A 26243-nucleotide genomic window follows, 5' to 3' on the forward strand; every position below is an offset into this window, starting at 1 on the left:
CAACCTTTTCATTTCCTTCGACCCACGTACCGGGTGAGGAGGTTCCGCGTGCGCGGATGCCTCCAACGATCTGGAGGAAATGCTTGTGCTAACACGTTCCCGCCGTATCCCGACTCTGGTGACGGCCATAGCCCTCGGCGTGGTCACCGCCGCCGGAGTCTCCGGCACCGCTACGGCGTCCAGCACTCCGTCGGGCTCAGCGGCCGCCACGTCCCTGGACGGCGTGCAGACAGCCGCACCGCAGATCAGCACCCTACCGAACGGCGACCGGGTGTTGGTCTTCGGTTCGGGCGCCGCCGCGAACGTCGCGGTATTCGCACCGGACGGCAACACCGTACCGTTCATGCGCTACGCACCGAATACGCACCACGCCTACGTCATCCCCGACTCGATCCTGGCCGCGCCAGGCCAGCTCGTGGCGTCGCAGTATGAGATACCGGCGTTGAGCACGGCGAGTCCGCTGGCGACGCCGCATTACCCCCTGCGGATCCTGCAGGTCAACGCCGTGGGGCTGGACGGTCAGGCCACTGACGGCGTGGCTTACCTGACCGACACCGACGACGCCAACCGGTGGAGTATCCCGATTCCGATCGTCAACGGCGTGGCGCGGGTGGCGATACCGGCCGGCCACTACGCGGCCACCACCGGCTTCCAGGCCGTTGATCCGGCCACGAACGCCGCGACGGTCCACGCGGTGACGCAACTCGACGTCACCGTGGCCGACACCGGCGTGAGTACCATGACCGTCGACGAGCGCACCGCGACCGCCCAGATCACGGCCGATACGCCGCGGCCGGCGGTGAACGACAACAACGACGTGGTCTTCAACACCACCGACGGCAACGGGGTGGTCGGCGGTGTCCAGGTGAGCACCGAAGGCAGGCCGATCTACGTCAGTCCGACGGCGGCGCCGAAGGCCGGCAAGTTCTCCTACCAGGTGTTCGCCTGGGGTGGTGAAAGCCCGGCCGGGACTGCGGACCCCTACCGCTACGAGGTGATGTTCCCGGCGGCCGATCACATCGATGCGGACCAGACGTACACGGTCGACGCTTCGACGCTGGCCACGGTCCACAACACCATCGACACCGATCCGAGCAACACGAAACACCGTGGCGAGTTCATGACGGCGGCGTCTTCGCCGGGGCTCGGCGGATCGTTGACCAGCCAGGTCGTCACAGTCCCGGGAAAGCTGACCACCTACTACGGCGCTCCGGTCGGCGACGCGAACTACGTACGTGTCGTCGTCCCCACCCTGCCGAGCGGCAGCACCGGCTTTCCCTCCACGATGTTCTTCAGCGCGAATGAGCCGACCTACGCCGGCCCGACCGAGACGTGGCGGACCTGGGGTCACGGCCCGTTGACGCCGCAGGTCGGCCAGTACCCGGGGAAGGCCTCGTGCCGCTCCTGCGCCGACGGCGGCACAGTGGACCTGGTCCTGAACAGGCTCCAGGACAGTTCGCCGGACACCGTCGTCGCGGCGATCGGCCCCGCCACCGGCCACCTGAGCGTCTACCGGGACGGCAACCAGGTCTTCTCGCAGGACAACACCTCGGGGGTCGAGCTCACCGGTCAGGCTCAGCAGCCCGGCACCTACCGCATGGTCTTCGACCAGGACGTCAGTCAGTTCCCGATCACCCAGTCCACGGCCACGCACACCGACGTCACCGTGCCCTACACCCCGGCCCCGGACCCGAAGTGGACTCTGCCGTCCGGCGACTTCTGCAACGCGCAGGGCAGCAGCACGACCCCGTGCTCGATCCTGCCGGTGCTGAACCTGAACTACCGGCTGGCCACCGATGACACGGACACCGGCCACGGGCCGTTGACGGCGCTGACGTTGACGGTCGGCCACCAGTCCTACGCCGGAGCGGGCGCGCAGACCGCGGCCACCGGCGCGACCGTGTCCGTGTCCTACGACAAGGGCGCGACCTGGACCGCGGCCTCGGTGATCCCGGCCGGCCAGAACCACTTCGTCGCGCTGTGGAAGAACGGCGCGGCCAAGGGCAGTACGCCCTGGCTGAAGGTGACCGCCACCGACGCACTCGGCGGATCCATCGCGCAGACCGTCGCCAACGCCTACACCATCGGCTGAAGGAAATCAGGGTTATGAGTCGTATAGCGAATCACAGGCTGCTGCGTGGGCTGGCGGCGGCCGTGCTGGCAGTCGGCACGATCGCGACAGCGGTCGCCCCGGCGAACGCCACCGGCGCCACGCACCCCGCGGTCGCCAGCAACGTGAAGAACGTCTGCGGCGCGGCGAAACCCGGTTATGACCGGTGCTTCGCGCAGATCCGCACCGATGTTCACGAGCCGGCGCACGTCGGCCGGATCGCGGGTGCTGCGGGTGCGGTGGCGGTTGGAACTCCGGCTCCGGCCGGATTCGGTCCGGCAGACCTGCACTCCGCCTACAACCTGCCGACCACCGGCGGCGCGAACCAGACCGTTGCGATCGTCGACGCCGGAGACGACCCGACAGCCGAAGCCGACCTCGCCGTCTACCGCAACACCTACGGCCTGCCGGCCTGCACCACAGCCAACGGCTGCTTCACCAAGGTGAACGAGCGCGGCGCCGCCACCCCGCTCCCGGCCGACGCCGGCTGGGGCGTGGAGATCGCGCTGGACCTCGACATGGTCTCGGCCGCCTGCCCGCAGTGCAAGATCCTGCTGGTCGAAGCCGACCACCCGACCGGCACCGACCTCGGTGCGTCAGTGGACACCGCGGTCGGTCTCGGCGCCACCGAGGTGTCGAACAGCTACGGGGCCACCGAGTCCAGCGTCACGTCCTCGGACACCGCGCACTACACCCATCCCGGTGTCGCGATCGTCGCCTCCTCCGGTGACGACGGCTACGGGATCCCGTCGGAGCCGGCGGTGTTCTCGTCCGTCATCTCGGTCGGCGGCACCTCACTTACCAAGGACTCGAGCGCTCGGGGTTGGAGCGAGTCCGCGTGGCAGGAGGCTGGAAGCGGCTGCTCGGCGTGGGTGGACAAGCCCACCTGGCAGACCGACCCCAACTGCCCCGGCCGCATGGTCGCCGACGTCGCAGCCGTCGCCGACCCGCAGACCGGCCTGGCGGTGTACGCCTCCACCGACGGTCCCCGAGGCTGGATCGTCGTCGGCGGCACCAGCGCCTCCTCGCCGTTCGTCGCCGGCGTGATCGCACTGGCGGGCAACCCCGCCGAGTACCCGAACGCGTCGCGGTTCTACGCGTCCTCCGCGCAGGCGGGACTGAACGACGTGGTCGGCGGTGACAACGTCACCTCCCAGGACTGCGGCGGCGACTACCAATGCACCGCGACGGTCGGTTACGACGGCCCCACCGGAATGGGGACGCCGAACGGACTCGCCGCATTCTAGGCCCGGGGTGACAACCATCTGCGGTCGTTAGGTCCACTCCGTGTTTGAGGAGGACCGAATGAAGAATGCGGAAGCCGCCGAGTTCCACGAGTTCGTCACCGCCCGGTGGAGCCGGCTGGTCCGGACGGCCTACCTGCTGACCGGACACCGGCACGATGCCGAGGACCTCGCCCAGAACACGCTGGTCCAGGTGTACCAGGGCTGGGGCCGGGTGCGTATGAGCGAGAGCCCGGACGCGTACGTCCACAAGATCATGGTGCGGTGCAACGGGCACCGGTTCCGCAAGCGGCGCGTGGCCGAGCGGCTGGGCGACCCTCCGGAAGGCGGGATGTCCGACGCCACAGACCAGGTCGCCCAGCGCCACGCGCTGGTCGCGGCACTTCAGGATCTGCCCAGGAAGCAGCGGGCCATCGTGGTGCTGCGGTTCTGGTCCGACCTCACGGAAAGGGAGACAGCCGGGGTCCTCGGATGCTCCGTCGGTACCGTCAAAAGCCAGACGCATCGCGCGCTGGCCAGGCTCCGGCAGCATCCCGCCCTCGGGTCCACCGTCCACGAGGAACTCATGATGGGAGCCAGAGGGCTATGACAGAACAGGCTATGACAGAACACAGCGATGCCCGTCGACAGGTGGATCTCCGCCACCGGCTGAACGACGCGGCCGGGGACTTCATCCCGGCGAGCGCACCGTACGACGCGATCGTCGGTGAGGCCCGGCGCCGCACCCGGGTCCGCGCGATCGGCGGCTCGGCACTGGGCGTCATGGCGCTCGGCGCCGCCGTGGCGGTCGGCGTCTCAAGCTTCGCCGGAGGCCCGGCGCCGAGCGCCGCTGCGGGCACTGCAGGCACTGCGGGCAGCCAGCCGGCACCCGTGGCGACCACCGTCGAGCTGTCGGGTGCGGCCACGACGCCCGATGCCGACCACTACGGCAAGACCGTCATCGCGCAGGGCGACTTCAACGGCGTGCACTGGACGCTGACGCGCGACCTGAACAGGCGGAACGGTATCGCCGTCCCGCAGCCGCCAGGCGCTTCCGGGGCCGCGAAGGGCTCAGAGGCGTTCGACGACGTCTACTTCACCGGACCGAACGCCCTGCGCGACCGCGCCGGCGCCGGCGGCAGCACGGCGCCGGGAAACCTGTCGGAACTGCTGAACCACTTCAGGAGTTCGAACCCGGACATCGTGTCCTCGATCGGGACCACGAACCTCGGCGTCGGGTCGATGGACGACTCCCGGAACAAGGAGAAGGCGAGTCCCTACGGGATCACCTTCCTGAACGGCATCGTCAGCTCGAAGGTGGCGCGCGTGCAGGTCGTGTTCGACAGCGGCACGACCGAGGACGCGACGCTTGTCGCTGCGCCCGCCGGTGAGGACGGCCGGTATTTCTACCTGCCGTTCGCAACCAGTTCGTGGCACGGACCGAGCGGCAAGGTCGTTTACTACGACGCCAAGGGGAACGTTCTGAAGCCTCACCGCGACGGCTTCTCGAGCTTCTAGGTCGCTTGGGCAGTCGAAGGACACTGAAGGACACTGAAGGACACTGTTTGACAGGGCGGATCTGGTAGCGCCTCGCGCCGGATCCGCCCTAAGTCGTTCGGCCGCGTGGTCCGGGTCGATCCGGCTCGTCGGGCCGTCCGACCAGGACGCCGACCGAACTAGTCCCTACGGACGAGGCCCGGTTCGCTCCCAGCGGCGATGTGGGTACCGGAAAGCGCGCCGTTCACTGAGGCGATTCCTTTGGAGAGGGGACGTCTCAGTGAAGTCGAACCATCGGTCGGCAGCCGCGGCGATCGGAGCCGCGGCGGGGTCGGCGATCCTGTTCTTCCTGGGTACCGGGCTGCGGCCGGTGCCCTGGCTCACCTGGCTCGCGCCGCTTCCGGTGCTGCTGATGGCGCCGCGGGTGGGTCGGCGTGCCGCCTTCGGACTCGCGGCCGCCGCGTGGTTGGGCGGCGAGTCGGCGATGTGGGGGTACTTCATCGGCACCGTGCAGATTCCGGTGCCGGTGGCGGTGCTGATCATTGTGGGATCGGCGCTGCTCTTCGGGCTCGTGGTGCTGCTCGCGCGCGCCCTGATCGGGCAACGGCGTCAGCTCCTGGCGACCGTCGTCTTTCCGGCGGCCTGGGTCACGGTGGAGCTCGCGATGTCGCAAGCGGCACCGTTCGGCGCGTGGTGGAGCCTGGCCTACACCCAGGCGAACGTCCTGCCCGTGTTCCAGATCCTCTCGGTCACCGGGATATGGGGCGTGACCTTCCTCGTGCTCCTGGTACCAGCGGCGGCTGCGGCCGTGTTCGCGCCTCAGAGCCGAGGCCAGGCGCGGGAACAGAGTAGGCGGCAGTGGCAGACGCGCGGGCGTCGGTGGCAGCCGGCCGTCGCCGCGACGGCGGTGCTGGCCGTCGCGTTGGGCTACGGTACGTTGCGTCTGCACTCCTCGCACGCACAAACGGGAGAGCGCGTAGCCCTGGTGGCCAGTGACCGCGAGATCGATCCGACACCCGTCGAATCGGCCGCCGGCCACGATCTCCTCGACGCCTACGTCAGTGGTGTCCAGGCCCTGTCCGCACAAGGCATCCGCGTCGTCGTCCTCCCGGAGAAGGCCTTCACCGCCGACGACACGAGCCTTCCCACGCTGACCGGCCCGCTGTCGCACCTCGCGCACCAGCGACACTTCGACATCGTCGTCGGGCTGATCCTGAAGCGGGACAACCAACTCTTCAACGCGGCGATCGACCTCCCGGCCGACGGGAGCGCCCCGGTCACCTACTTCAAGCAGCACCTCGTCACCGGCGTCGAGGACGACTTGACGGCGGGGCACGGTCAGGCCTTCGTTCCCGGCAGCCAGGACCGGTGGGCACTCGCCGTCTGCTTCGACCTCGACTTCCCCAGCTTGGTGCGCGACTACCGGAGCCATGGCGCCACCACGCTCTTCGTACCGGCGTGGGACTTCTCCGACGACGCGTGGCTGCACAGCAGGATGGCGGTCGCCCGGGGCGTCGAGAACGGCATGACCGTGGTGCGCGACGCAAGGCAGGGCGCGCTGACCGTCAGTGATCCGTACGGCCGGATGACCGCCGAGGCGCGGACGTCCGGCACGTCGATGGTCTCGGTCACCGCCTGGCTGCCGTCGCCTGCTTCGTCCACGCTGTACACACGCTTCGGTGACTGGTTCGCGTGGACGTGCGTCGTCCTGTTCCTCGCCGGAATCGCCGTCGCGTACTTCGGAAACCGCCGCGCAGTAGGTTGTCCGGGGTGAGACGGGGGCCGTGGCAGTTACTAGCACGGGAGAGCAGAGTGTCGGCGGGGGCAGCGATACGCGTTCCGCGCGCGGACGCGGCCGTCGCCGCCGCGGTCACCGCCGCCGCGCTCGTGCCCGCGTTCGTCCCGCACACCCAGCCGTGGTGGGCCGTGGTGCTGACCATCCTGAGCTCGGTCCCGGTGCTGTGGCGGCGCGTCTGGCTCCTGCCGGTGTGCCTCGTGGTGGGGCTAGCGATCCTGATACTGGATCTCACGGACCACGCGGCCCCCGGCGAGCCCCTGTTGCTGGCACCGTACGGACCGCTGGTATGTACTTACACGTTCGCGGAGCTGGCCCGGCCGGCGTGGCGCGTCGTCGGTATCGCGCTGCTGGCCGCCGGCGTGGCCGTCTCCCTGGCGGTGCCGCACAACGACCTGGACACCTTCCGCGCCGTCACGACCGAGTACGTGGCCGCATACGCGCTGGGCGTCGGCACCCGGGCGCGGCGGGCGCACGCCGACGCGGAGGCCGAGCGCACCCGGCGGATGGCGGAGGAGCGCGCGCTCGCCGCCGCGCAGGAGCGCACCCGCATCGCCCGCGACATGCACGACATCGTCACCCACTCGGTCGGGCTCATGACGGTGCAGGCCGAGGCCGGGCCGCTGGTCGTCCGGGCCGACCCGGCGAAGGCCGAGGCGACGTTCGAGGCGATCTCCGCGACCGGACGGGAAGCCATCGGGCAGCTTCGGGTGTTGCTCGGCGCACTGCGCGGCGAGAGCGGGCTCGGGCTGGATGCGCTGACCGGCTTGGTCCAGCGGGTCCGCCAAGCCGGTCTGGACGTGCGCACCGAGGAAGTCGGCACCCGGCTGCGCACGTCGTCCGCGGTGGACCTCGCCGCGTACCGCGTCATTCAGGAGTGTCTGACCAACACCGTCCGCCACGCCGAAGCACGCACCGCCTGGCTGCGCCTGCTCTGGCACGACCGGATGCTGAGCATCGAGGTGAGCGACGACGGACACGGCGCACCGAGCCTGCGCGAGGGGCACGGCCTCACCGGGATGCGCGAACGCGTGGAAGCATGCGGAGGGACCCTGGCCATCGACCCGAGCGGCTTCACCGTCGCCGTCACGTTGCCGATCGGATAGCCGAATGCGCGTCATCGTCGCCGACGACCAAGAGTTGTTCCGCAGCGGCTTCGTCATGATCCTCGACGCCCACGAGGACATCACCGTCGTCGCCGAGGCGGCCGACGGCCGGGAGGCGGTCGAGAAGGCGGTGGAACTCCACCCGGACCTGGTCCTGATGGACATCCGGATGCCGGGCGTCGACGGGGTGGCGGCCACCGCCGAGATCTGCCGCCGGACCTCCGCGAAGGTCCTCGTGCTGACCATGTACGACATCGACGCCTACGTGTACGACGCGCTGCGCGCCGGGGCGAGCGGGTTCCTGCTCAAGGACGTCCGCCGCGACGACCTGGTCCGTGCCGTCCGCCTCGTGATGGCCGGCGAGTCCCTGCTCGCCCCGACGGTCACCCGGCGGCTGATCCAGGACGCCCTCAGCCGCGGCACACCGCGGCCGGCGCTGCGAAGGCAGGTGGACAAGCTCACCGAACGCGAGGTCGACACCCTCCAGCAGATCGCGCGCGGCCGCTCCAACGCCGAGATCGCGGCCGCGTTGGTGGTCAGCGAGCACACGGTGAAGAGCCACGTCAGCAACCTGCTGACCAAACTCGGGCTGCGGGACCGGGCTCAGGCCGTCGTCTTCGCCTATGAATCCGGCCTGGTCACCGTGGGTTCGGACTGAAGCGCCCCGGATCTGGACCATGGCGACGATCTGGACCATGGCGACGGCTTTGACAGCCGGGTCGGGGCCATCTCCCGACCCGGCTGTCAAACGTCCCATCGCCACAGCTCAGGACAGCGCTACATGGAAGATCTGATTGTTGCTGTTGTGCGGAATGCTGTCCTTGTCACCTCCGTTGGACGTGGCCATCCACATCCCGCCGTCCGGCGCCGGCTCGACGGTGCGCAGCCGGCCGTACGTCCCGACGAAGAACTGCTGGACGTTGGTCAGAGCGCTGCCGCTGATCTGCTCGCGGTACAGCCGTGTCCCGCGTTCGCAGGCCACGTACAGGAAGTCGCGGATGATGGTGATCCCGCTGCACGAGCCCTCGGCCACCGGGTAGGTGTGCTTCGGCGCGATGAATCCCGCTGTGCCGCAGGTGCCCGACGTGCCCTCGCACGACGGCCAGCCGTAGTCGCCGCCCTTCACGATCAGGTTGGTCTCGTCCATGATGTTGTTGCCGAACTCCTGCTCCCAGAGCCGGCCCTCGGAGTCGAAGGCGAGCCCCTGCACGTTCCGGTGCCCGTAGCTCCAGACCGCGTTGTGGAACGGGTTGTCGGCCGGGATGGTCCCGTCCGGGTTGATGCGCAGCACCTTGCCGTTGAGACTGCTGGTGTTCTGGGCGTTCGCGCCGTTCTGCGCGTCGCCGGTGCCGGCGTACAAGTACTTGCCGTCCGGGCTGAATCGCAGCCGTCCGCCGTTGTGGAACTTGTTGCGCTCGATGCCGGTCACCAGGACCTGCTCGGTGCCGGTCTGCAGCGTGTCGGTGGTCGGGTCGTACTTGATCCGGACGATGCGGTTGTCGGTCGGCGAGGTGTGCATGATGTAGAGCCAGTGGTCCGAGGCGAAGCTCACCGGATTGGTCTCCAGCCCGGTCAGGCCGCCCTCGCCGTCGGTGCTCTGCGCGTCGGGCACGGTGCCGATGCTCTTCTTGGCCCCGGTCTTGGGGTTCAGGTGCACGATGTCGTGCGCGTCGCGCTCGTTGAACAGGATCGTGCCGTCGGGCAGCGTCACCAGACCCCACACCACGTCGTCGTCGGTGCCGACCTGCGTCACCGTGCAGACGCCCTGCGAGGGCGGGCAGCCGTCGGACGCCGCGGTGGTGACGTCCAGGACCGGCGTGCTGCCCGCGCTCTCGTTGCCGTTGCCGTCGTAGGCGGTGACCTGGAAATGGTAGGCGGTGTTCGGTGTGAGGCCGTCCACCTGCGTACCGGTGGCGTTGGCGTCCGCGGTGCCGACTTTCGTGCTGGTCCCGTTCACCACGTTGTAGACGCGGTAACCGGCCACCGCGACGTTGTCGGTCGAGGCGGTCCAGGCCAGGGTGACGCTGGTGCTCGTCACCGCGGTGGAGTGCACGTCGCCGGGCACCGTCGGCGGCGTCGTGTCGCCGGACGACGGTGTGGTGACGTGCAGTGTGCCGGACGGCTGGCTGACGTTGCCCGCCGCGTCACGGGCGTTCACGTAGAACCCGTAGGCGACGTTCGGGCTGAGCGATCCGCAGGTGGCTGTCAGGGTGCTGCCGTTCACCTGCGCGCACAGTTGGCCGTCATGGTAGATGTCGTAGCCGCTGACGCCGACGTCGTCGGTCGAGGCCGCCCAGGCGATGGTGACGCTGTTGGGCGTGTCGGAGACGAGCGTCGGGGTCCCGGGCGGGGTCGGCGGCGTGACGTCGGTGCCCAGCGTGCCGTAGACACCGAGCTCCTGGAGCGAATAGCCGTGGCTCGCATCGGCACGGCAGCGTTTGGTGCCGTACATGCGGACGTAGCGCCCGTTGCCGTCGAGCGTGGTCAGGTCCTCCACACCACCCTTGCCGGCGGCGGTGCTGTAGATCTTCGTCCAGGAGGTGTGATCGGCTGAGACGTCGATCTCGTACGCGGTCGCGCAGGACGTGTCCCACTGCAACCGCACGCGGCTGACGTGCGCGGTCGCGCCGAGGTCGAGGTAGATCCATTGCGGGTCGGCGCCCGAGGCGCTGGCCCAGCGGGTGGTCGAGCTGCCGTCGTCGACATAGGCGGCGCGGCAGCAGCTGCCGGAGGAGGAGGCGGTCGCCGGTTTGTTCAGCGACAGCAGGGGATCGGCGGTCGGAACGGCCCCGGGCGTCGACGTGGTCTGATTCGGTGCAGCCGCCTGAGCCGCGACTGCCGCCGACGGCGAGGAGCGGGCCGGCGCGGCGGACGCCGTCACCGTCGTGACGCCCGCCACCGCCAGCGCGGCGGCGCCGACCACGATGATCAGTCGTCTGATATGTCGGAGGTCTCTGAGCATGCGGGTGCTCCGCTCAACCGACGTCAGGAAGATCGAGCCCTGAGGCGCCGGCGGCACAGCTGGACGTCGAACCGCTGGCCGACACGCGCAGGGCACCGCCGGAGGTGTTCTTGCTGTTGCTGACGCAGTACCCGGAGATGTTCTGGAAGCCGACGTCGAACGGACTGGAGCTGCTGGTCTGCGCGGTGAGTCCGTCGAAGGTGATGTCGCTGCCGGCGTTGGCCAGGATCGCCGGCCGGCCGTCGCTCGCCGCGGCCTTGACCGAGCTGGCGGTGAAGTGGATCCCGGAGACGTTGTGCAGGTACCAGCCGTAGGCCGGGCGGGTGCCGATGCTGTTCGGGTTGTAGTCGCCGTTGTTGCTGGGCACGCCGGTGGACATGGTGCCCTTGCCGCCGGGGACCGTGAGGTCGACGTTGGTGAAGGTCTCGTTGCTGACCTGGTGCGTGGCGTCGGCACCCCAGATCGTCGGGCTGTAGTCCGGGCCGGACGCGCCGGTGCCGGTGATCGTGTCGAATGTCACGTTACTGATGTGCCCGACCGTCGGTTTGCCGCCGCATCGCAGCCGGGTGCCGATCTTCTGCATGATCGGGGAGTGCACGCCGGTCATCGTGATGTCCTTGTAGTGCACGTCGGAGATGTCGGCACCGTCCATGCTCACCATGCCCAGGCCGGACTTGCCGGCGCCGAGGATGGTGATCTGCTGGAACTGGTAGTCGGTGAAGGAGCCGCAGGTCTCCGAGCCGAACATCAGGGCGTTGCAGCACTTGGCCTTCAGCGTGGCGCCGGTGACGGTCACGTGGCCGTTTGGCAGTGTGGCCCCGAGCGCGTAGTCGCTCTTGAACACCAGCGCGTCGTCGTTGGACGAGATGTCGGCGTTGGTGATGGTGACGTGCGTCGTGGAGATGATGTTCCAGCCGTCGCGGTCACTGGAGGTGTTGATCGTCAGATGGTCGGAGACCACGCCGTCGCAGCCGTTGATCAGCGCCCCGAAGTGCCCGCCGCGGGCCAGCGTGATACCGCTGAGCGTGAGGTTGGTGCAGCGGGTCAGGGAGATGATTTTGTCGGCCTGGCCCGCGCCGGGGTTGCCGGGGATCAGGCTCCCGTTGCCGTCGATGGTGCCGGAGCCGGTGAAGCCGATGTTCGAGAGCTTGTCGCCGTAGAACATGGCGTCGTGGAAGTGGCTGTGCCCGTAGTCCTGGTACTTGTCGTTCGGGTTCGACTCGGCCGCGTCGTAGGTCTTGGCGCCGGCGCCGAGCACCTTGGAGCCGGCGTCGAGCTGGATGGTGACGTCGCTCTTCAGATGGATCGTGTTCGCCGACTTGTAGCTGCCGGACGGGAACTCGACGATGCCGCCGCCGGCGGCGTTCGCGGCGGTGACCGCCTTGTTGATGGCCGGGGAGTCGTTGGTGGTGCCGTTGCCGGTGGCGCCGTAGTTCTTGACGTTGAAGACCGCGGCGGCGTGCGCGGCGGGAGCCGTCTGAGCGACGGAAGCCGCGGACGGGCCGGCTGTCGGCGCGGCGAGGGCGGTGCCCTGAACGCCGGCCAGAGCGAGCGCCGCCACGGCCACAGCGGCTGCGAGACGCGGGATGCGGTGTCGTATGCCCCTGCTTCGAGGGGCGAACATATATGGTGTCACGGCCCTGAGTGAACATGACATCGGATGAGTCGGCAAGGTTAAGAAACCTTACTCGTTACAAAACCCAGCTCAGAGCTACAAGAGCAGGATCGTGTCGATCAGTCGTCAGAGGTCTCAGAAAAGATCTTGAGGCGATTTTGGCATCTCATATATGAGATCTCGTCCGTCGCGTCTATCATGACCCCCGGTGGACGGCCGCACGATGAGAGGGAGTCAGGATCCGATGACACGGTTCACTGACCGCCGCCGCAGCCGCCTACCCGCCCTTCACCATGTTCTGGACGATCGCGGTGGCGAACCTGTCGGCGATCGCACAGGGGCTGTGGGAGTTCGGACCGTCGAGGATGTCGGCGTTGACCTTGAAGTACAACTGGTCGGTCACTCCCACGTAGCTCGTGCACTGCCCGTACTCCCTCTTGTCCTCGTTGCCTGCGTGCAGGGCCGGGTACCCGTCGATGGTGAGCGGTTCGAAGTAGGCCGCGTTGAGCTTCTGGTCGTAGACGGCGCTGAGGCCGCTGGTGTCCGCCGGGACGGCGTTGAACGAGATCTTGTTGTTCGACGAGAACGTCGAGATCAGCACACACCCGGGATTGGCCGTGTCGTCGCTCGTGACGCCGGGTTTCGTCCCCAGTTGTCCGGCCTGACCGTCCGGGACGAGCTTGCAGGGATCCTGAAGCAATGTGGCGGTCTTGAGGGCAGCCGGGACGCGCGGTGCGGAGTGGCTGTCGGGCTGTCCTCCCGGCGTGGAGCCGGACGGCGTCGCCGGGGCGGCGGTGTTGTCGGGGATGTCGGGACGGGCGAACGGCGGCAGCTTGAAGTCGATCGTGCTGGGCCCACCCGACTGCGTCCGAGCGGGGTCCAGGCGCTGCGGGTATGCGTACTCGTACAACTCGCGGAAGGCGGATTGCGCGTTGTCGGCGTCGACCGTTCCGTCCAGTTTGACGACCTTGGTGTCCAGCGCGACGGAATAGGCCGGGAGCAAGGTCTGCGGATCCACGTAGTAGAGGAAGTGCCGCCCCTGGGCGAGACCCGCGCTGACGATGAGCGGGTAGTCGGTTGGCTTGTGCCCGGTCTGTGCGAAGCCGGCTTCGAGGAAGGACACACCGTGCCTGTCCGGATCCTTGACCCCGGCATCCTGGGGGACGATGTTCGCGTCCAGCAGGATGTACTGCTTGCCGTCGGTGCCGGTGGCGACCGTCGGTCTCTTGACCTCGATCAGTCCAGGGATGTGATCGATATAGGACAGGTACTTGTCGACTTCATCCGACGTCAGGCCTCCCGGCATGACACCGTCGCTGGTCCCGACGTTTTCCACGTCCCACGTCGGCTGCATCCGCCGGCTGCACCTGTGGCCCTTGTCCGCCTCGGTACGCCATGAAGCCTTGATGCCGAAAACCGGGTCCGCGGGATCGTAGATCGCGTCCTGGTCGCTGTCAGTGCATCGGATCAAAAGATCGTGGTGAAGGCCGTCCTTGTCGCCGTCGCGCGGCGCGAACACGGACTCCGTCTCCAGGATGTGCTTCCGGGTGGACCAATCCACCACAGAGTGCGACGCGTTGCCGTACGGCCACTGGCTGGCGTATGCCTGAGTGCCGTTGTAACCGACGTGCGTCAACTCGGTGATCTTCACCATGCCCTGTCGCTTGAGCATGGCGAAGTAGAACTGCCGGGGGTCCACGCCGGCCAGCCGGCCGGGGTCCGGTGTGGCCGCGGGTGTGTAACCCGGCACGTCGGTCGGGTACTGCTTGGTGTCGCCGGCGGCGATATCGACCCCGTACTGCAACGGGTCGGTGACCGAACCAGATCCCACGTCCTTCTGGTGAGCGGAGCGGAATCCGCCTGCGGCCCCGTACAGGAACACGGTTCCGCCGGCCAGCACGACCACCAGCAACGACGGAAGTCCCACCTTCAACCACAGCCGCCGCTTCTTCTTCTGCCCGCCTGATCGATCCAGGCCGTACTGATCTGTCATTGGTGGCGCACCTCCCGTTGCCGGACTGTGAAACAGGCGGGTTCGGCGCCGTGCCCGCCGGACACGGCGCCGTCCGGTCAGATGCCGACGACCAGCTCGAGGTCGATCTCGACGAACTCGACGATCAGGTCGGCGAACTTGCCCGCGATCAGTTCCTTGTAGACCGCGGAGCCGGTGTGCTGGTCATACGCGGCCTGGTCGGCGAAGTGCTCCACGAACAGCAGGTAGTCCGGTCGGGCGGGGTCACGGTAGACGCGGAACGACAGCGTCCCCTCCTCCTGCTGTGGACCTTTCGGAGCGAACTCCCGAACGATCGCCTCCACCTCGGCCTGCGTGCCGGGCTTGAGCGGAATCGGGAACATCTTCTGGAGCGGCATGGGATGGATCCTCCTTCGTGGGACGCCCGGTTCGGCGTCGGATCCAGAGTGCCGAGCGCCGTCGGAGGTGTCTGGTCATATCCGGCCACGCTGACCGGGGCCGAAGGTGTCCGGATATGACTGGCGGGCGCCCGGCGGGTCTCCTATACCTGGAACATGACGACGTTCTCGGCCGTGACGACCACGGGGATCTACTGCCGGCCCGGCTGCGGCGCCAAGCCGCTCGCCGAGAACGTCCGCACCTTCGAGCTGGCCGCGACCGCCGAGGCGGCGGGATTCCGCGCCTGCCTGCGGTGCCGTCCGTACCGCGTCGCCGGGCCGGTCGCCGCGCACTCGCCCGAGCTGGTGTGCCGAGCGGTTCAGCTGGTCATCGACGGCGCGCTCGACGAGGGCACCGAGGCCGGGCTCGCCGCACGGCTGGCGGTGTCCGCGCGCCATCTGCGCCGGCTGTTCAACGACCACCTCGGTGCGACGCCCGACCAGCTCGCGCGCAGTCGGCGCGCGCACTTCGCCCGACGGCTGCTGGACGACACCGACCTCACCGTCGCCGACATCGCGTTCGCCTCCGGCTTCGGCAGCCTGCGGCAGTTCAACCGCGACATGCGGGCGGTCTTCCGGGCCTCACCCAGCGAGCTGCGGAACCGTCGGCGCAAGGCCGATCGGCTGGCCGCCGACGGCGGGCTCACGGTCCGGCTGCCCTTCCAGCGACCTTTCGACTGGGACGCCGTCCTGCTGTTCCTCGCTGAGCGGATGGTGCCCGGCGTCGAATCGATCGAGGACCGCACCTACCGCCGCACGATCAGCCTCGACGGCAGGCCCGGCATGCTCGAAGTACTTCCCGGAGGCGAGGACCACCTCCTGCTGCGCGCGCATCTTCCCTACTGGGAGGGCCTGATCCACGTCGTGGAACGCGCCGCACGCATGGTCGGCGCGGACACCGACAACTTCCCGGCGCTCCAGCACCTGTCGGGCGACTCCGTCATCGGCCCGCTCGTCAAGACCCGACCCGGCATCCGCGTACCGCAGGCGTGGGGCGCGTTCGAAGCCGCGGTCCACGCCGTCACCGCGCAGTACATCAGCCCGGCCCAAGCACGCATTCAGGTCGGTGCACTGGTACGGGATCTGGGCCAGCCGGTCCCCGGGCTGACGCACGGTCTCACCCACCTGTTCCCGTCCGCCGAAGTCGTCGCCGCCGCAGACCCGGCGCGACTCGGTCGGCCGGAGTGCGCGAAGGCAGTACACGCCCTCGCATCCGACATCACCGACGGCACCGTGATCCTCGACGGCGGCGTGGCACTGCCCGACCTCGTCGATTCACTGACCGCGATCGACGGCATCGGCGACAGCGTTGTGCAGGAGATCGCCCTCCGCCTCGGCCACCACGATGCCTTCCCCCACGCGAATCCCCTGGTGCGCGAGGCCCTTCGCACTCTCAACGCACCCGCCGACGCCGCCACGCGCTGGCAGCCGTGGCGTTCGGTGGCGGCCGTCCAGTTGATCACTCGCGGCGCTGAGCTGCTCGACGGACCGGAAACCCGCGCTCTGGTCGACGGTGTTCAAGTATCGGACCCGATCAATACCTAACGTTCATCACGAGGCGTTCTGCGCGAAGGCCGTGGCGAGGAAATCCGTCACGCGCACCAACGCTGCGTCACCCTCGTCCAGCATCGCGGCGAAGGCCTGGAACAGGTGCGGGACGCCCGGGGTCACTTCCAGCGAGACCGCGACGTCCGCGGCTGCCGCGCGGTCGGCGAGCCGTATCGCGTCCTCCAGCAGCAGTTCGTGGGTCCCGACCTGGATCAGCAGCGGCGGTAGGCCGTGCAAGTCGGCGAACACCGGGCTGATCAGCGGATCGGCCGGGTCCGCGCCGCCGACGTAGTCCGCGGCCCGCCGCGCGATCGCCTCCGCGGTGAACGACGGGTCGACGCCGGCCTTGGTCTTCATGCTGTCGCCGGACAAGGTGAGATCCGCGTACGGCGAGAACAGGACTCCGGCGGCCGGCATCGCAAGGCCCTGATCGCGGGCCGCGATCAGCAGCGCCGCCGCCAGCCCGGCGCCGGCAGACTCGCCGACCACGGCCAGCCGGCCAAGGTCCCGACCCTCGGCGGCCGCAAGAATCGCGCGGTAGACGGCCACCGCGTCATCGAGCGCCGCCGGATAAGGGTGCTCCGGAGCCAGCCGGTAGTCCACCGAGATCACCTTCATCCCGGTGCGTCGCGCGACGTCGGAAGCCAGCGCGGCCGAGGTGCGCGGTGAGCCGAGCACGTAGAAACCGCCGTGGAACCACACGAGGGTGCCGACCGGGTCGACTCCGTCGATCCCGATCTCCAGCACCGGCACGCCGCCGATGACGGAAGGGGTCAGGATCACGTCGTCGGGCAGCGGCCGGGAGGTGAGCATGCCGGTGAAGACCTCGCGCTGGGCCGCCGGGTCGCCGCCGATGTCCAGGGGGCCATTACGAAAGATGGCGTCAAGTGCTTCGCGTTGTTGCTGAGTCATGTGTCCAGCATGATTTCGGACCCACTATACGGCAATGCCATATCCCGCATACCCTGTATGCGTGCCACGCATAGAATCGGTCGACCTGAACCTCCTCGCGCCGCTCAACGCGCTGCTGGAGGAGCGGCACGTCTCCCGCGCCGCCGACCGGCTCCACATGAGCCAGCCGTCCATGAGCCGCGCACTCCAGCGGCTGCGCGCCACCCTCGGCGACGAGCTGCTGGTGCGCGGCCCGGGCGGATACCAGCTCACGCCGCGCGCCGAGCGCATCGCGGCGGAACTCCAGCTCGCGCTCCCCCGCCTGGAACACGTCTTCACCGGCGAGCAGTTCGATCCGGCCGCCGCTGCGCGCTCGTTCCGGCTCGCCGGCACCGACTACACCGTCTCCGTGCTCAGCGGCGCGCTGCTCGCGCAGGTCTTCGCCCAATCCCCGGGATCGACCGTGCTGTTCTCCCGCTGGCACCACACGGTGTTCGCCGACGCCGAGCACGGCATGGTCGACCTGCTCGTCCACGGCGGGACAGCACCGCCTCCGCTGCGCTCCCAGGCGCTCTTCGAGGAGGGCTACGCCTGCCTGGTCGCGAGCAACCACCCCCTGGCACGCTCGAAGGCACGCTCGAAGGCGGTGTCACTGGCGGACTACCTCGACTGCGCCCACGTCGTCGTCGACGTCACCGACGGCCGCCAGGGGCACGTCGACCGCAGCCTCGAAGCACTCGGCCGGCCCCGGCGCGCCGCCGTGACAGTGCCCTACCACACCGCGGCCGCCGCGGCGGTACCGGGAACCCCGCTGGTGGCGACCCTCCCCCGGAGCTTCGCGATCCAGCACGCGGCGCCCGGGACGACCACCGTCATCCCGGCGCCGCAGGAGATCGGCCCGATGACGTACGCCATGTCCTGGCACCCGCGCCTCGACGACGACCAAGCCCAGCGCTGGCTCCGTGAATTGATCGCGACGACGGTCAGGACGGGGTAACCCGAAGCCACACCCGGTTCCGCGCAAGTTTGTGTCAGCCCCCGATCCGAAGCCACACCGTCGCGTCGGGCGGCAGCAACCCATCGACCAGATCAGCACTCTGCAACAGCACCCCGTCGTGCGCCGGCAACACGACAGCGTCCGACGACAGGTTCGCCACACACCGGAAGCGGCCGTCCCGCACGAAGTCGAGCACTGATTCCCCGCTCTCCATCCACCTCAGCCCGCCGTCCCCCAGTCCAGGCTCCCGCCGCCGGATCCGCAGCGCGGCGCGGTACAGCTCCAACATCGAGCTCGGGTCGCCGCTCTCGGCCTCGACCGTCAGCTCCGACCAGCCCGTCGGCTGCGGCAGCCACGGCCGGGCCCGCGCGTCGTCCGGCGAGAAGCCGAACGGCGGCTGCGCGCCCGACCAGGGCAGCGGCACCCGGCAGCCGTCGCGCCCCGGGTCCGCGCCGCCGGTGCGGCGCCAGATCGGGTCCTGCCGCAGCCCCGCCGGGATGTCCTCGACCTCCCACAGGCCCAGTTCGTCGCCCTGGTAGACATAGACCGCGCCGGGCAGCGCGAACGTCAGCAGCGCCGCGGCCCGGGCCCGGCGTGTGCCGAGTTCCAGGTCCACCGGGCGGCCGTGTTCGCGCCGGTCCAGGCCGAACGAGGTGTCCGCGCGGCCGTAGCGGGAGACGTGCCGGTCCACGTCGTGGTTCGACAGCACCCAGGTCGCCGGGGCATCGACCGGCGCGTGGATCGCGAGGGTCTCGTCGATGATCGCGCGCAGCCGCGCCGCGTCCCACGCGCTGCACAGGTACGGGAAGTTGAACGCGCTGTGCAGTTCGTCGGGCCGGAAGTAGCGCGTGAAGCGCTCGGCGTCCGGGATCCACAGCTCGCCGATCAGTGCGCGGTCGCCGCCGTAGGACTCGGCGACGGCGCGCCACGCGCGGTAGATCTCGTGCACGTCGTCGCGGTCCTCATAAGGGTGCGGAGAAGGGTGCGACGCCAGGTCCGGCAGATCGGGGTCCTTGGTCACCAGGGCCGCCGAGTCGATCCGGATCCCGTCCGCGCCGCGGTCGAACCAGAAGCGCAGGACGTCCTCGAACTCCGCGCGGACGTCCTCGGACGTCCAGTTCAGGTCCGGCTGCTCGGGGGCGAACAGGTGCAGGTACCACTCCCCCGGGGTCCCGTCGGCGGTCGCGATGCGCGTCCACGCCGGGCCGCCGAAGATCGACTGCCAGTCGTTCGGCGGCAGCGAACCGTCCTCGCCGCGGCCGGGACGGAACCAGAAGCGGGAGCGCTCCGCCGAGTCCGGTTCCGACGTCAGGGCCGCGAGGAACCAGGGGTGCCGGTCCGAGCAGTGGTTCGGCACGATGTCGATGATGATCCTGATGCCGTGGTCGTGGGCCTCGGCGATCAGCAGGTCCGCGTCCGCCAGGGTGCCGAAGGACGGCTCGATGTCGCGGTAGTCGGCGATGTCGTAGCCGGCGTCCGCCATCGGCGAGGGGTACCAGGGGTTGAACCACAGCGCGTCGATGCCCAGTGCCGCGAGGTAGGGCAGCTTCGCACGGACGCCCGGGAGGTCGCCGACGCCGTCGCCGTTCGAGTCGGCGAAGCTGCGCGTGTAGACCTGGTAGATCGCCGCTCCCCGCCACCACGCGTCGGTGCGGGCCGGCACCTCGGAGCCGGAGCCGGTCTCGATATCGGCGGCCTCGGCGCCAGCCGCGGCCAGCTTGTTCTCTTGAACGGTCGTCACGAAAGGGACCCGCTTTCTGATGCGTACGGTTCGGGTTCAGACATGGCGGTGCCATACGGACGGCGCTTCTGCGCGGTCCGTCGGCGGTACTCGGGCGCTCAGCCCTTAAGACTCCCGGCGGTCAGGCCGGACATGATGTTGCGCTGGAAGATCAGGAAGAAGATCAGCGGCGGGATGGCCGCGATCGCCGCGGCCGCGATGACGACGTTCTGCGGCGACGTCGAAGCCGCCTGCGTGATGCCGACGTTCAGGGTCTCCCGGGTCGGGCTGTAGCCGCCCTCGACGAGCAGCGGCCACAGATAGTCCTTCCACACCGCCGTGACCGCGAAGATCGACACCACGCCGAGGATCGGGCGCGACATCGGCAGGACGACGGACCACAGCGTGCGCATCCGCCCCGCGCCGTCGATCGCGGCGGCGGCCATCAGGTCGCCGGGGATGGAGTCGAAGAACCGCTTGAGCAGGAAGATGCTGAAGCCGTTGGCGACCGCCGGCAGCCAGATCGCCTCGGGCGTGCCGACCAGGTTCATGTGCAGGATCGGCAGGTCCGACACCGTGATGTACTGCGGGACCACCAGGACCGTCGCCGGGATCATCAGCGTCGAGAGCATCAGGCCGAACAGCGCGTTGCCGAACACCGGGCGCAGCTTGGACAGCGCGTAGGCGGCGGCGACGTCGAAGACGAGCTGGAACGCCAGCGCGCCGAACGCGTAATACAGGGTGTTGACGAGCAGCCGGCCGACGCCGCCGACGGTCCAGGCGTCGGCGTAGGTGCCGGGGTGGATCGCGTGCGGGTAGAGCGTCGGCGGGACCTGCACGGACTCGTGCGTCGACTTCAGCCCGTCGGTGAACAGGAAGTACAGCGGGCCGATGAAGATCAGCGTGAACGCGACGATCACGGTCGTGGCCGTGCACCGGTAGGCGATGCGGCCGCGGCGCCGGTTCAGGGCGGTCGTCGAGACGAGGGTTCTGGTCGACATGTTTCTCGCTCCCTGGTCCTAGTCCCGGTCCCGGCTGAGCCACAGGTACCCGGCGGAGAACACGCCGAGCACGAGCATCAGCAGGACGCCGAGCGCCGAGGCGCTGTTGTAGTTGCTGGATCCGGACAGGTTGAAGGCGTACTGGTAGATCAGGTTCACCACCGACACGGTCGAGTTCCCGGGTCCGGCGCCGCCGTTGGTGAGGATGAACGGCTCGATGAACAGCTGCATGGTGCCCACGATCTGCAGCATCAGCATCATCGACAGGATCAGCCGGGTCTGCGGGATCGTGACGTGCCGGACCCGGCCGAGGATGCCGGCGCCGTCCAGTTCGGCGGCCTCGTAGAGCTCGCCGGGGATGTTCTGCAGGGCCGCCAGGTAGATGAGCGTCGTGCCGCCCATGTTCATCCAGGTCGAGGCGACGGTGACGGAGACCAGCGCGCTGCCGGAGGACTGGACGAACTGCGACGTCGGCAGGTGAAGCATCCGCAGCAGGTGGTCGAACAGGCCGTAGTTGGGGTCGTAGAAGTACTGGAACAGCAGCAGCGCCGAGGCCGGCGGCAGCATCACCGGCAGGTACACCAGGATCCTGAGATAGCCGCGGGCGTGCCGCAGTTCGTTGAGGACGATCGCGGTGAGGAACGGGACCGCGAAGCCGATCAGCAGCGCCAGCAGGCTGAACTCGATCGTGTTCTTCCAGGCCTGCGCGAAGGTCGGGTCGTGGATGATCCGCGTGTAGTTCTGGAAGCCGGCCCAGGTGGTCTCGGGCCGGCGGGTGATCTTGTCGCGGTGCGTCTGCTGGAAGCTCATGATGATCTCGCGGATCATCGGGTACCACGAGAACATCGCAAAGCACAGCACCGCGCCGATCAGGAAGCCGTGGGCGCCGAGTTGGCGGCGCAGGACCCTGAGGAACCTGCCGTTCGGCCCGCCGTCGGGCACTCTGCCCGAACCTTTGCCCGAACCCTCGCCCGGACCCCCGCTCCGGCCCAGGCCCGGGCCCCAGCCCGGTTTGCCGCCGGCACCTCCCGGACTGCGCCGTCCCGGCCTGCTGAGGACTTGCTCGGCCATCACCGCTCCCTGATCGGCTCGCTGTCGTATCGGGCTAGCTCGCGTTCGCGAGCAGCGTGTTCACCTGCGTCTCAGCGGTCTTCAACAGTGCGGCGACGTTGGCGTTCGGATCCTGCAGCACGCTGAGCATCGTCGCGTCGAGGGTCTTGTAGACGGCCTGCGCGTCGGCGGGCTCCCCCATGCCCTTCTCGTGCGCGTCCACGAACGTCTTGAAGTGCGCCGTGTCGACGGTCTGGCTCGCCGCCTTCAGCTGCTCGTTCTTCGCCGAGGTGGCGCCGACCCAGTCCAGCGGCTCGGGGAAGCCGACCGGCAGGCCGTCGGCCTTGGTGCGCGCGTAGTTGAACTGGCCCTGGCCCGGCGTCAGCATGGAGAAGGCGATCCACTTGACGCCCGCGCGGATCTGCGCCGGGGTGTCGTGCTTGTTGAACACCAGCGCGTCGCCGCCGGACAGCGAGCCGGCCGGGGTGCCGCTGGTACTCGGCAGCGGACCGACGCCGAAGTCGTCGACGTTGCCGCCGTCCTGCGGGACGATCACGTTGTAGATGTCGTCGGGGGCGGCGACGTACATGCCGAGCTTGCCGGCGCCCATCTGCTTCTGCAGGTCGCCCCACTTCAGCTGCTGCGTCGGGCTCATCGAGTTGTCGACGAAGCGCATCTGGTGCAGCGCCTGGAGGACGTCGGTGGCCGGCTGGGCGTCGAACGCCGCCTTGCCGTCGTCGCCGATCATCTGGCCGCCGTCGGCGTCGACCTCCGAGGAGAGATGCCAGCCGCCGTTGTTGCCCGCGCTGTACTCGCCGTAGCCGTAGATCCCGTTGCCGAGCCCGGTGATCGCCTTGGCGTCCTTCTCCACGTCGGCCCACGTCGTCGGCGGCTGGTCCGGGTTGAGGCCGGCCTGCTGGAACAGCTTCCGGTTGATGATCAGGCCCTGGGTGTAGATGCCGGTCGGCAGCCCGTAGACGGTCTTGCCGGCGGTGACCGCGGCCATCGCCGACGGCGCGATGTCGCTGAAGCCGGGGACCGTGGTGTCGTTGACGTAGGACGTGATGTCCGCGGCCTGGCCGGCGTCCAGGACCTGGTTCAGGTCGGTGAAGTACATGTGGAACACGTCCGGCTCGGTGCCGGCCTTCAGCTGCGCGGTGAACGTCGCGGTGTTCTCACACGGGTAGGTGTCGACGCCCTTGATCGTGACGTTCGGGTTGGCCTTCTCGAACGTCGCGACGTCCTGGAGCCACTCGGTGCGCTGCTTGGCCTGGCTGGTCGGCGGCTCGCAGGCCACCGAAATGGTGACCGGGCCGTCGCCCCCGGCCGGGGCGGCGGCGTTCTGGGAGCTCTTGCTGCTGGAGCACGCCGCGGCGGAGACGCCGAGGCCTGCGACGAGGACGGCGGCGGCTATCCGGCGCGCCGCGGGCCGTCGGGCGGGACTCATCATCGAACACCTTCCATAAGGGGGACCTGCGCTTGAGAGTGCGCGGCGGGAAACCTGAATGTGATGGCGAACGCTTGCGAGGTGGTGCCGAGTGGGGCTCACCGTACTGAGGGTCAAAGATGAACGCAAGATGTCGATGAAAGACCGCAAGGACACGACTCCATCATGGCCTTGATGGACGAATCGGTGTATACCGCCCGGAAATCCGGGCTCGCGCCAGGTCGGCAGAACGCGCTGGATCCGTGCCGACGGCCCGGCACGCTCAAAAAAATCCGCGCGGCCCGATCGATGACAGCACACGCGATCGCAGTGATCCGCTCACAAAATGAACGGCTTCCCGCAAACGCTTGCGGGCGACTGTCGTATCGTTGCGACCATGACTCCCCCACCAGCCCGCCGCCTTGCCGAAGTCGCGAAGAAGGTCGGCGTGAGCGAGGCGACCGTGAGCCGGGTCCTCAACAACCGGCCCGGCGTCGCCGAGGCGACCCGCGAAGCCGTGCTGACGGCCCTGGACGTGCTCGGCTACGAGCGCCCCACCCAGCTGCGCGGCGAGCGCGCGCGGCTGATCGGCCTGGTGCTGCCGGAGCTCCAGAACCCGATCTTCCCGGCGCTGGCCGAGGTGGTCGGCGGCGCCCTCGCGCAGCGCGGCTTCACACCGGTGCTCTGCACCCGCACGACCGGCGGCCTGTCCGAGGCCTACTACGTCGACATGCTGCTCGACCAGCAGGTGTCCGGCGTCGTCTTCTGCGGCGGGCACTACGCCGAGGCGGACGCTCCCCACGAACACTACGAACGGCTGCGGGAGCGCGGCGTGCCGGTCGTGCTGTTCAACGCGGCCGTCGGCCATCTCGGCTTCCCCTGCGTCGCGACCGACGACGAGGTCGCCTCCGAGCAGTCCTACGGACACCTGGTCTCGATGGGGCACACCCGGCTGGGCGCGGTCGTCGGCCCGGAGGACCACGTGCCCTCGCAGCGCCGCGTCGCGTCGCTGCGCGCCCAGGCCGCGCGGTCGTCGGGGACCGTGACGGTCGAGGTCGCGCACGCGCAGTTCTCGATGGAGTCCGGCCGCGCGGCGGCCGCGCGCCTGCTGGCCGAGGGCGTCACCGGCCTGGTGTGCGGCAGCGACATCCTGGCCCTGGGCGCGATCCGGGCCGTGCGCCGGGCCGGGAAGGACGTGCCGGCCGACGTCTCGGTGATCGGCTTCGACGACTCCAACTTCATGAACTGCACCGACCCGCCGCTGACCACGGTGCGCCAGCCGATCGAGGCGATGGGCCGGGCCGCGGTGACGCTGCTGCTGAACCAGGTCGAGGGGGCGGCGGCGAGCGAGGAGGAGCTCCTGTTCGAGCCGGAGCTCGTCGTGCGGGGGTCGACCGGACCGCTCCGGACGGCGCCCGGAGCGTCCGGAGCGCCCGCGCCGTGAGCGGATGACTGAGCCGATAACTGAGCAGTTGACTGAGCAGTTGACTGAGCAGTTGGCTGAGCGGATGACGATTCCCGTCAAAGATCACGTCGTTTCTTGCGTAGATCGGTTGTACGCTGACGCCCGTGGCCACGAAGCTTTCTGAGGTAGCCGCGTTCGCTGGCGTGAGTCTCGCCACGGTCCGCCGCGTCCTCAACGACCAGCCGTCCATAGCCCAGGAGACGCGGGAACGCGTCCTGACCGCCCTCGACGTGCTCGGACACGAGCGCCCGTCCAAGCTGCGCGGGCACCGGGCCGGCCTGGTCGGCCTGGTCGTGCCGGACCTGCAGAACCCGATCTTCCCGGCGTTCGTGGAGACCGTCTCGGCCGGCCTGGTGAAGCAGGGCCTCATGCCGGTGCTGTGCACCCGCACCGCCGACGGCGTGTCCGAGGCCAACTACATCAAACTGCTGATGGACCACGAGGTCGCCGGGATCGTCTTCATCGGCTCCTCCTACGCCGACGCCGGGCCCGAGCACGGCCGCACCCTGAAGGAGCGCGGCATCCCGGTCGTCCTGATCAACCCGGCCGACGCCAACGACGGCGTCCGCCGGATCACCGTCGACGACGCCTCGGCGGTGGACCAGGCGCTGGAGCACCTGCGGGCGCTGGGCCACACCCGGATCGGCATGCTGCTGGGCCCCGGGGGCCACATCCCCTCCGCGCGCAAGCTCGGCGCCTTCGTCGCCGATTGGGAACGGCGCGCGGCCCCGGGCAGCGAACCGGGCGGGTGGCGGGAACTGGTCGCGCACACCGGATTCTCGATGGAGGACGGCCGCACCGCGACCGCCCGGCCGCTGGAGGCCGGGGCCACGGCCCTGATCTGCGCCAGCGACGCGCTGGCGCTCGGCGCCGTCCGCGCCGCGTACCGGCAGGGCATGAGCATTCCCGGGGATCTGTCGGTGGTCGGCTTCGACGACTCCCCCTACATGATCGCCACCGATCCGCCGCTGACCACGGTGCGCCAGCCGGTGCGCGCGATGGGCGCCGCGGCCGTGGACGCCTTGAAGGCGCAGATCGGCGGGCACGCGGGGCCTCCGGACGAGACCCTTTATGAGCCCGAGCTGATCGTCCGCGCGTCGACCGGGGTCGTGCGGTCCCGCTGACCGTTCCGGCGCCTCGGTCGAAACAGCTTCTTCGCAGGTCATAGCAGACGCAATGGCCTGAGAAACAGGCGCACCCGCACCTTTGCCACGACCTTGAGTCAGGAATCTGCGCTGCGACGCAAGATTGTCCGTTGATTCTGGCGATTTTTTGCGCTGCCCTCTGGACTTCAGCCTTCCGGGGTCGTACGGTTTCGCCAGTCTTCCAGCCCTAAGAAACACCGCCGTAACCCCGCCACCAGCGCGATGGGTCACGCGACGGCACCTCCATGCCTCATTTCAAGGAGTACCAAGCGATGCTCCGCCT

At 69.1% G+C, this 26243-nt stretch carries 20 protein-coding genes; 11 read left to right on the forward strand and 9 right to left on the reverse strand.

Going from position 1 to position 26243, the window contains the following annotated elements:
• The first annotated feature begins 118 nt into the window (after positions 1 to 118).
• From GWK61_RS08280 to GWK61_RS08310, 7 genes are all read left to right on the forward strand, one after another.
• Positions 119 to 2092 (forward strand): hypothetical protein, encoded by a 1974-nt coding sequence (locus GWK61_RS08280; protein WP_323747460.1) that lies wholly within the window; start codon positions 119 to 121, stop codon positions 2090 to 2092.
• A gap of 14 nt (positions 2093 to 2106) precedes the next feature.
• Positions 2107 to 3357 carry a S53 family peptidase gene (locus GWK61_RS08285; RefSeq protein ID WP_194906709.1) on the forward strand — a complete coding sequence of 417 codons (1251 nt, stop codon included), beginning with the start codon at positions 2107 to 2109 and terminating at the stop codon, positions 3355 to 3357.
• Between the two features lie 58 nt (positions 3358 to 3415).
• Complete coding sequence (locus GWK61_RS08290) at positions 3416 to 3943, forward strand: SigE family RNA polymerase sigma factor (protein WP_194906711.1); 528 nt, start codon at positions 3416 to 3418, stop codon at positions 3941 to 3943.
• 11 nt (positions 3944 to 3954) lie between these two features.
• Complete coding sequence (locus GWK61_RS08295) at positions 3955 to 4851, forward strand: hypothetical protein (protein WP_194906713.1); 897 nt, start codon at positions 3955 to 3957, stop codon at positions 4849 to 4851.
• A 259-nt stretch (positions 4852 to 5110) separates the two neighbouring features.
• Positions 5111 to 6604 carry a nitrilase-related carbon-nitrogen hydrolase gene (locus GWK61_RS08300; protein WP_194906714.1) on the forward strand — a complete coding sequence of 498 codons (1494 nt, stop codon included), beginning with the start codon at positions 5111 to 5113 and terminating at the stop codon, positions 6602 to 6604.
• A gap of 38 nt (positions 6605 to 6642) precedes the next feature.
• A complete protein-coding gene (locus GWK61_RS59360) occupies positions 6643 to 7731 on the forward strand; it encodes a sensor histidine kinase (RefSeq protein ID WP_323747461.1) in 1089 nt (362 codons plus the stop codon).
• 4 nt (positions 7732 to 7735) lie between these two features.
• Positions 7736 to 8389, forward strand: a complete 654-nt coding sequence (locus tag GWK61_RS08310; RefSeq protein ID WP_194906716.1) for a response regulator — start codon at positions 7736 to 7738, stop codon at positions 8387 to 8389.
• A 108-nt stretch (positions 8390 to 8497) separates the two neighbouring features.
• Here the strand turns inward: GWK61_RS08310 and GWK61_RS08315 are convergent, their stop codons facing one another.
• The 4 genes from GWK61_RS08315 to GWK61_RS08330 all read right to left on the reverse strand — a co-directional run bounded on the left by GWK61_RS08315 (position 8498) and on the right by GWK61_RS08330 (position 14678).
• Entirely contained in the window at positions 8498 to 10693 is a 2196-nt protein-coding gene (locus GWK61_RS08315) for a PQQ-dependent sugar dehydrogenase (RefSeq protein WP_228561951.1), read from the reverse strand.
• Between the two features lie 13 nt (positions 10694 to 10706).
• Positions 10707 to 12317, reverse strand: a complete 1611-nt coding sequence (locus GWK61_RS08320; protein ID WP_194906770.1) for a glycoside hydrolase family 28 protein — start codon at positions 12315 to 12317, stop codon at positions 10707 to 10709.
• Between the two features lie 268 nt (positions 12318 to 12585).
• Entirely contained in the window at positions 12586 to 14301 is a 1716-nt protein-coding gene (locus GWK61_RS08325; protein ID WP_194906718.1) for a DUF3558 domain-containing protein, read from the reverse strand.
• Between the two features lie 77 nt (positions 14302 to 14378).
• Positions 14379 to 14678: a putative quinol monooxygenase gene (locus GWK61_RS08330; RefSeq protein WP_194906720.1), complete on the reverse strand. Its 300-nt coding sequence runs from the start codon at positions 14676 to 14678 to the stop codon at positions 14379 to 14381.
• Positions 14679 to 14834: 156 nt separating this feature from the next.
• Between GWK61_RS08330 and GWK61_RS08335 the strand changes: the two genes are divergently transcribed.
• A complete protein-coding gene (locus GWK61_RS08335; protein ID WP_194906722.1) occupies positions 14835 to 16262 on the forward strand; it encodes an AlkA N-terminal domain-containing protein in 1428 nt (475 codons plus the stop codon).
• Between the two features lie 6 nt (positions 16263 to 16268).
• On the opposite strand, the gene GWK61_RS08340 is transcribed toward GWK61_RS08335, so the two are convergent.
• The gene (locus GWK61_RS08340; RefSeq protein ID WP_194906723.1) at positions 16269 to 17177 is read right to left on the reverse strand and encodes an alpha/beta hydrolase; all 909 of its coding nucleotides are present in this window, start codon (positions 17175 to 17177) and stop codon (positions 16269 to 16271) included.
• Positions 17178 to 17238: 61 nt separating this feature from the next.
• Between GWK61_RS08340 and GWK61_RS08345 the strand changes: the two genes are divergently transcribed.
• Positions 17239 to 18153: a LysR family transcriptional regulator gene (locus tag GWK61_RS08345; protein ID WP_194906726.1), complete on the forward strand. Its 915-nt coding sequence runs from the start codon at positions 17239 to 17241 to the stop codon at positions 18151 to 18153.
• A gap of 34 nt (positions 18154 to 18187) precedes the next feature.
• On the opposite strand, the gene GWK61_RS08350 is transcribed toward GWK61_RS08345, so the two are convergent.
• The 4 genes from GWK61_RS08350 to GWK61_RS08365 all read right to left on the reverse strand — a co-directional run bounded on the left by GWK61_RS08350 (position 18188) and on the right by GWK61_RS08365 (position 23371).
• Positions 18188 to 19816 (reverse strand): glycoside hydrolase family 13 protein, encoded by a 1629-nt coding sequence (locus tag GWK61_RS08350; RefSeq protein ID WP_194906772.1) that lies wholly within the window; start codon positions 19814 to 19816, stop codon positions 18188 to 18190.
• A gap of 176 nt (positions 19817 to 19992) precedes the next feature.
• Complete coding sequence (locus GWK61_RS08355; protein WP_194906728.1) at positions 19993 to 20874, reverse strand: carbohydrate ABC transporter permease; 882 nt, start codon at positions 20872 to 20874, stop codon at positions 19993 to 19995.
• An 18-nt stretch (positions 20875 to 20892) separates the two neighbouring features.
• Positions 20893 to 21945 carry a carbohydrate ABC transporter permease gene (locus GWK61_RS08360; protein ID WP_194906729.1) on the reverse strand — a complete coding sequence of 351 codons (1053 nt, stop codon included), beginning with the start codon at positions 21943 to 21945 and terminating at the stop codon, positions 20893 to 20895.
• A 34-nt stretch (positions 21946 to 21979) separates the two neighbouring features.
• Positions 21980 to 23371: an ABC transporter substrate-binding protein gene (locus tag GWK61_RS08365; protein WP_228561953.1), complete on the reverse strand. Its 1392-nt coding sequence runs from the start codon at positions 23369 to 23371 to the stop codon at positions 21980 to 21982.
• A 376-nt stretch (positions 23372 to 23747) separates the two neighbouring features.
• Between GWK61_RS08365 and GWK61_RS08370 the strand changes: the two genes are divergently transcribed.
• Positions 23748 to 24794 carry a LacI family DNA-binding transcriptional regulator gene (locus tag GWK61_RS08370; protein WP_194906741.1) on the forward strand — a complete coding sequence of 349 codons (1047 nt, stop codon included), beginning with the start codon at positions 23748 to 23750 and terminating at the stop codon, positions 24792 to 24794.
• 125 nt (positions 24795 to 24919) lie between these two features.
• Positions 24920 to 25939 carry a LacI family DNA-binding transcriptional regulator gene (locus GWK61_RS08375; protein WP_194906743.1) on the forward strand — a complete coding sequence of 340 codons (1020 nt, stop codon included), beginning with the start codon at positions 24920 to 24922 and terminating at the stop codon, positions 25937 to 25939.
• The last annotated feature ends 304 nt before the right edge of the window (positions 25940 to 26243 follow it).

This window comes from Catenulispora rubra (assembly GCF_015356825.1).
GTDB classification, from domain to species: Bacteria; Actinomycetota; Actinomycetes; order Streptomycetales; family Catenulisporaceae; genus Catenulispora; species Catenulispora rubra.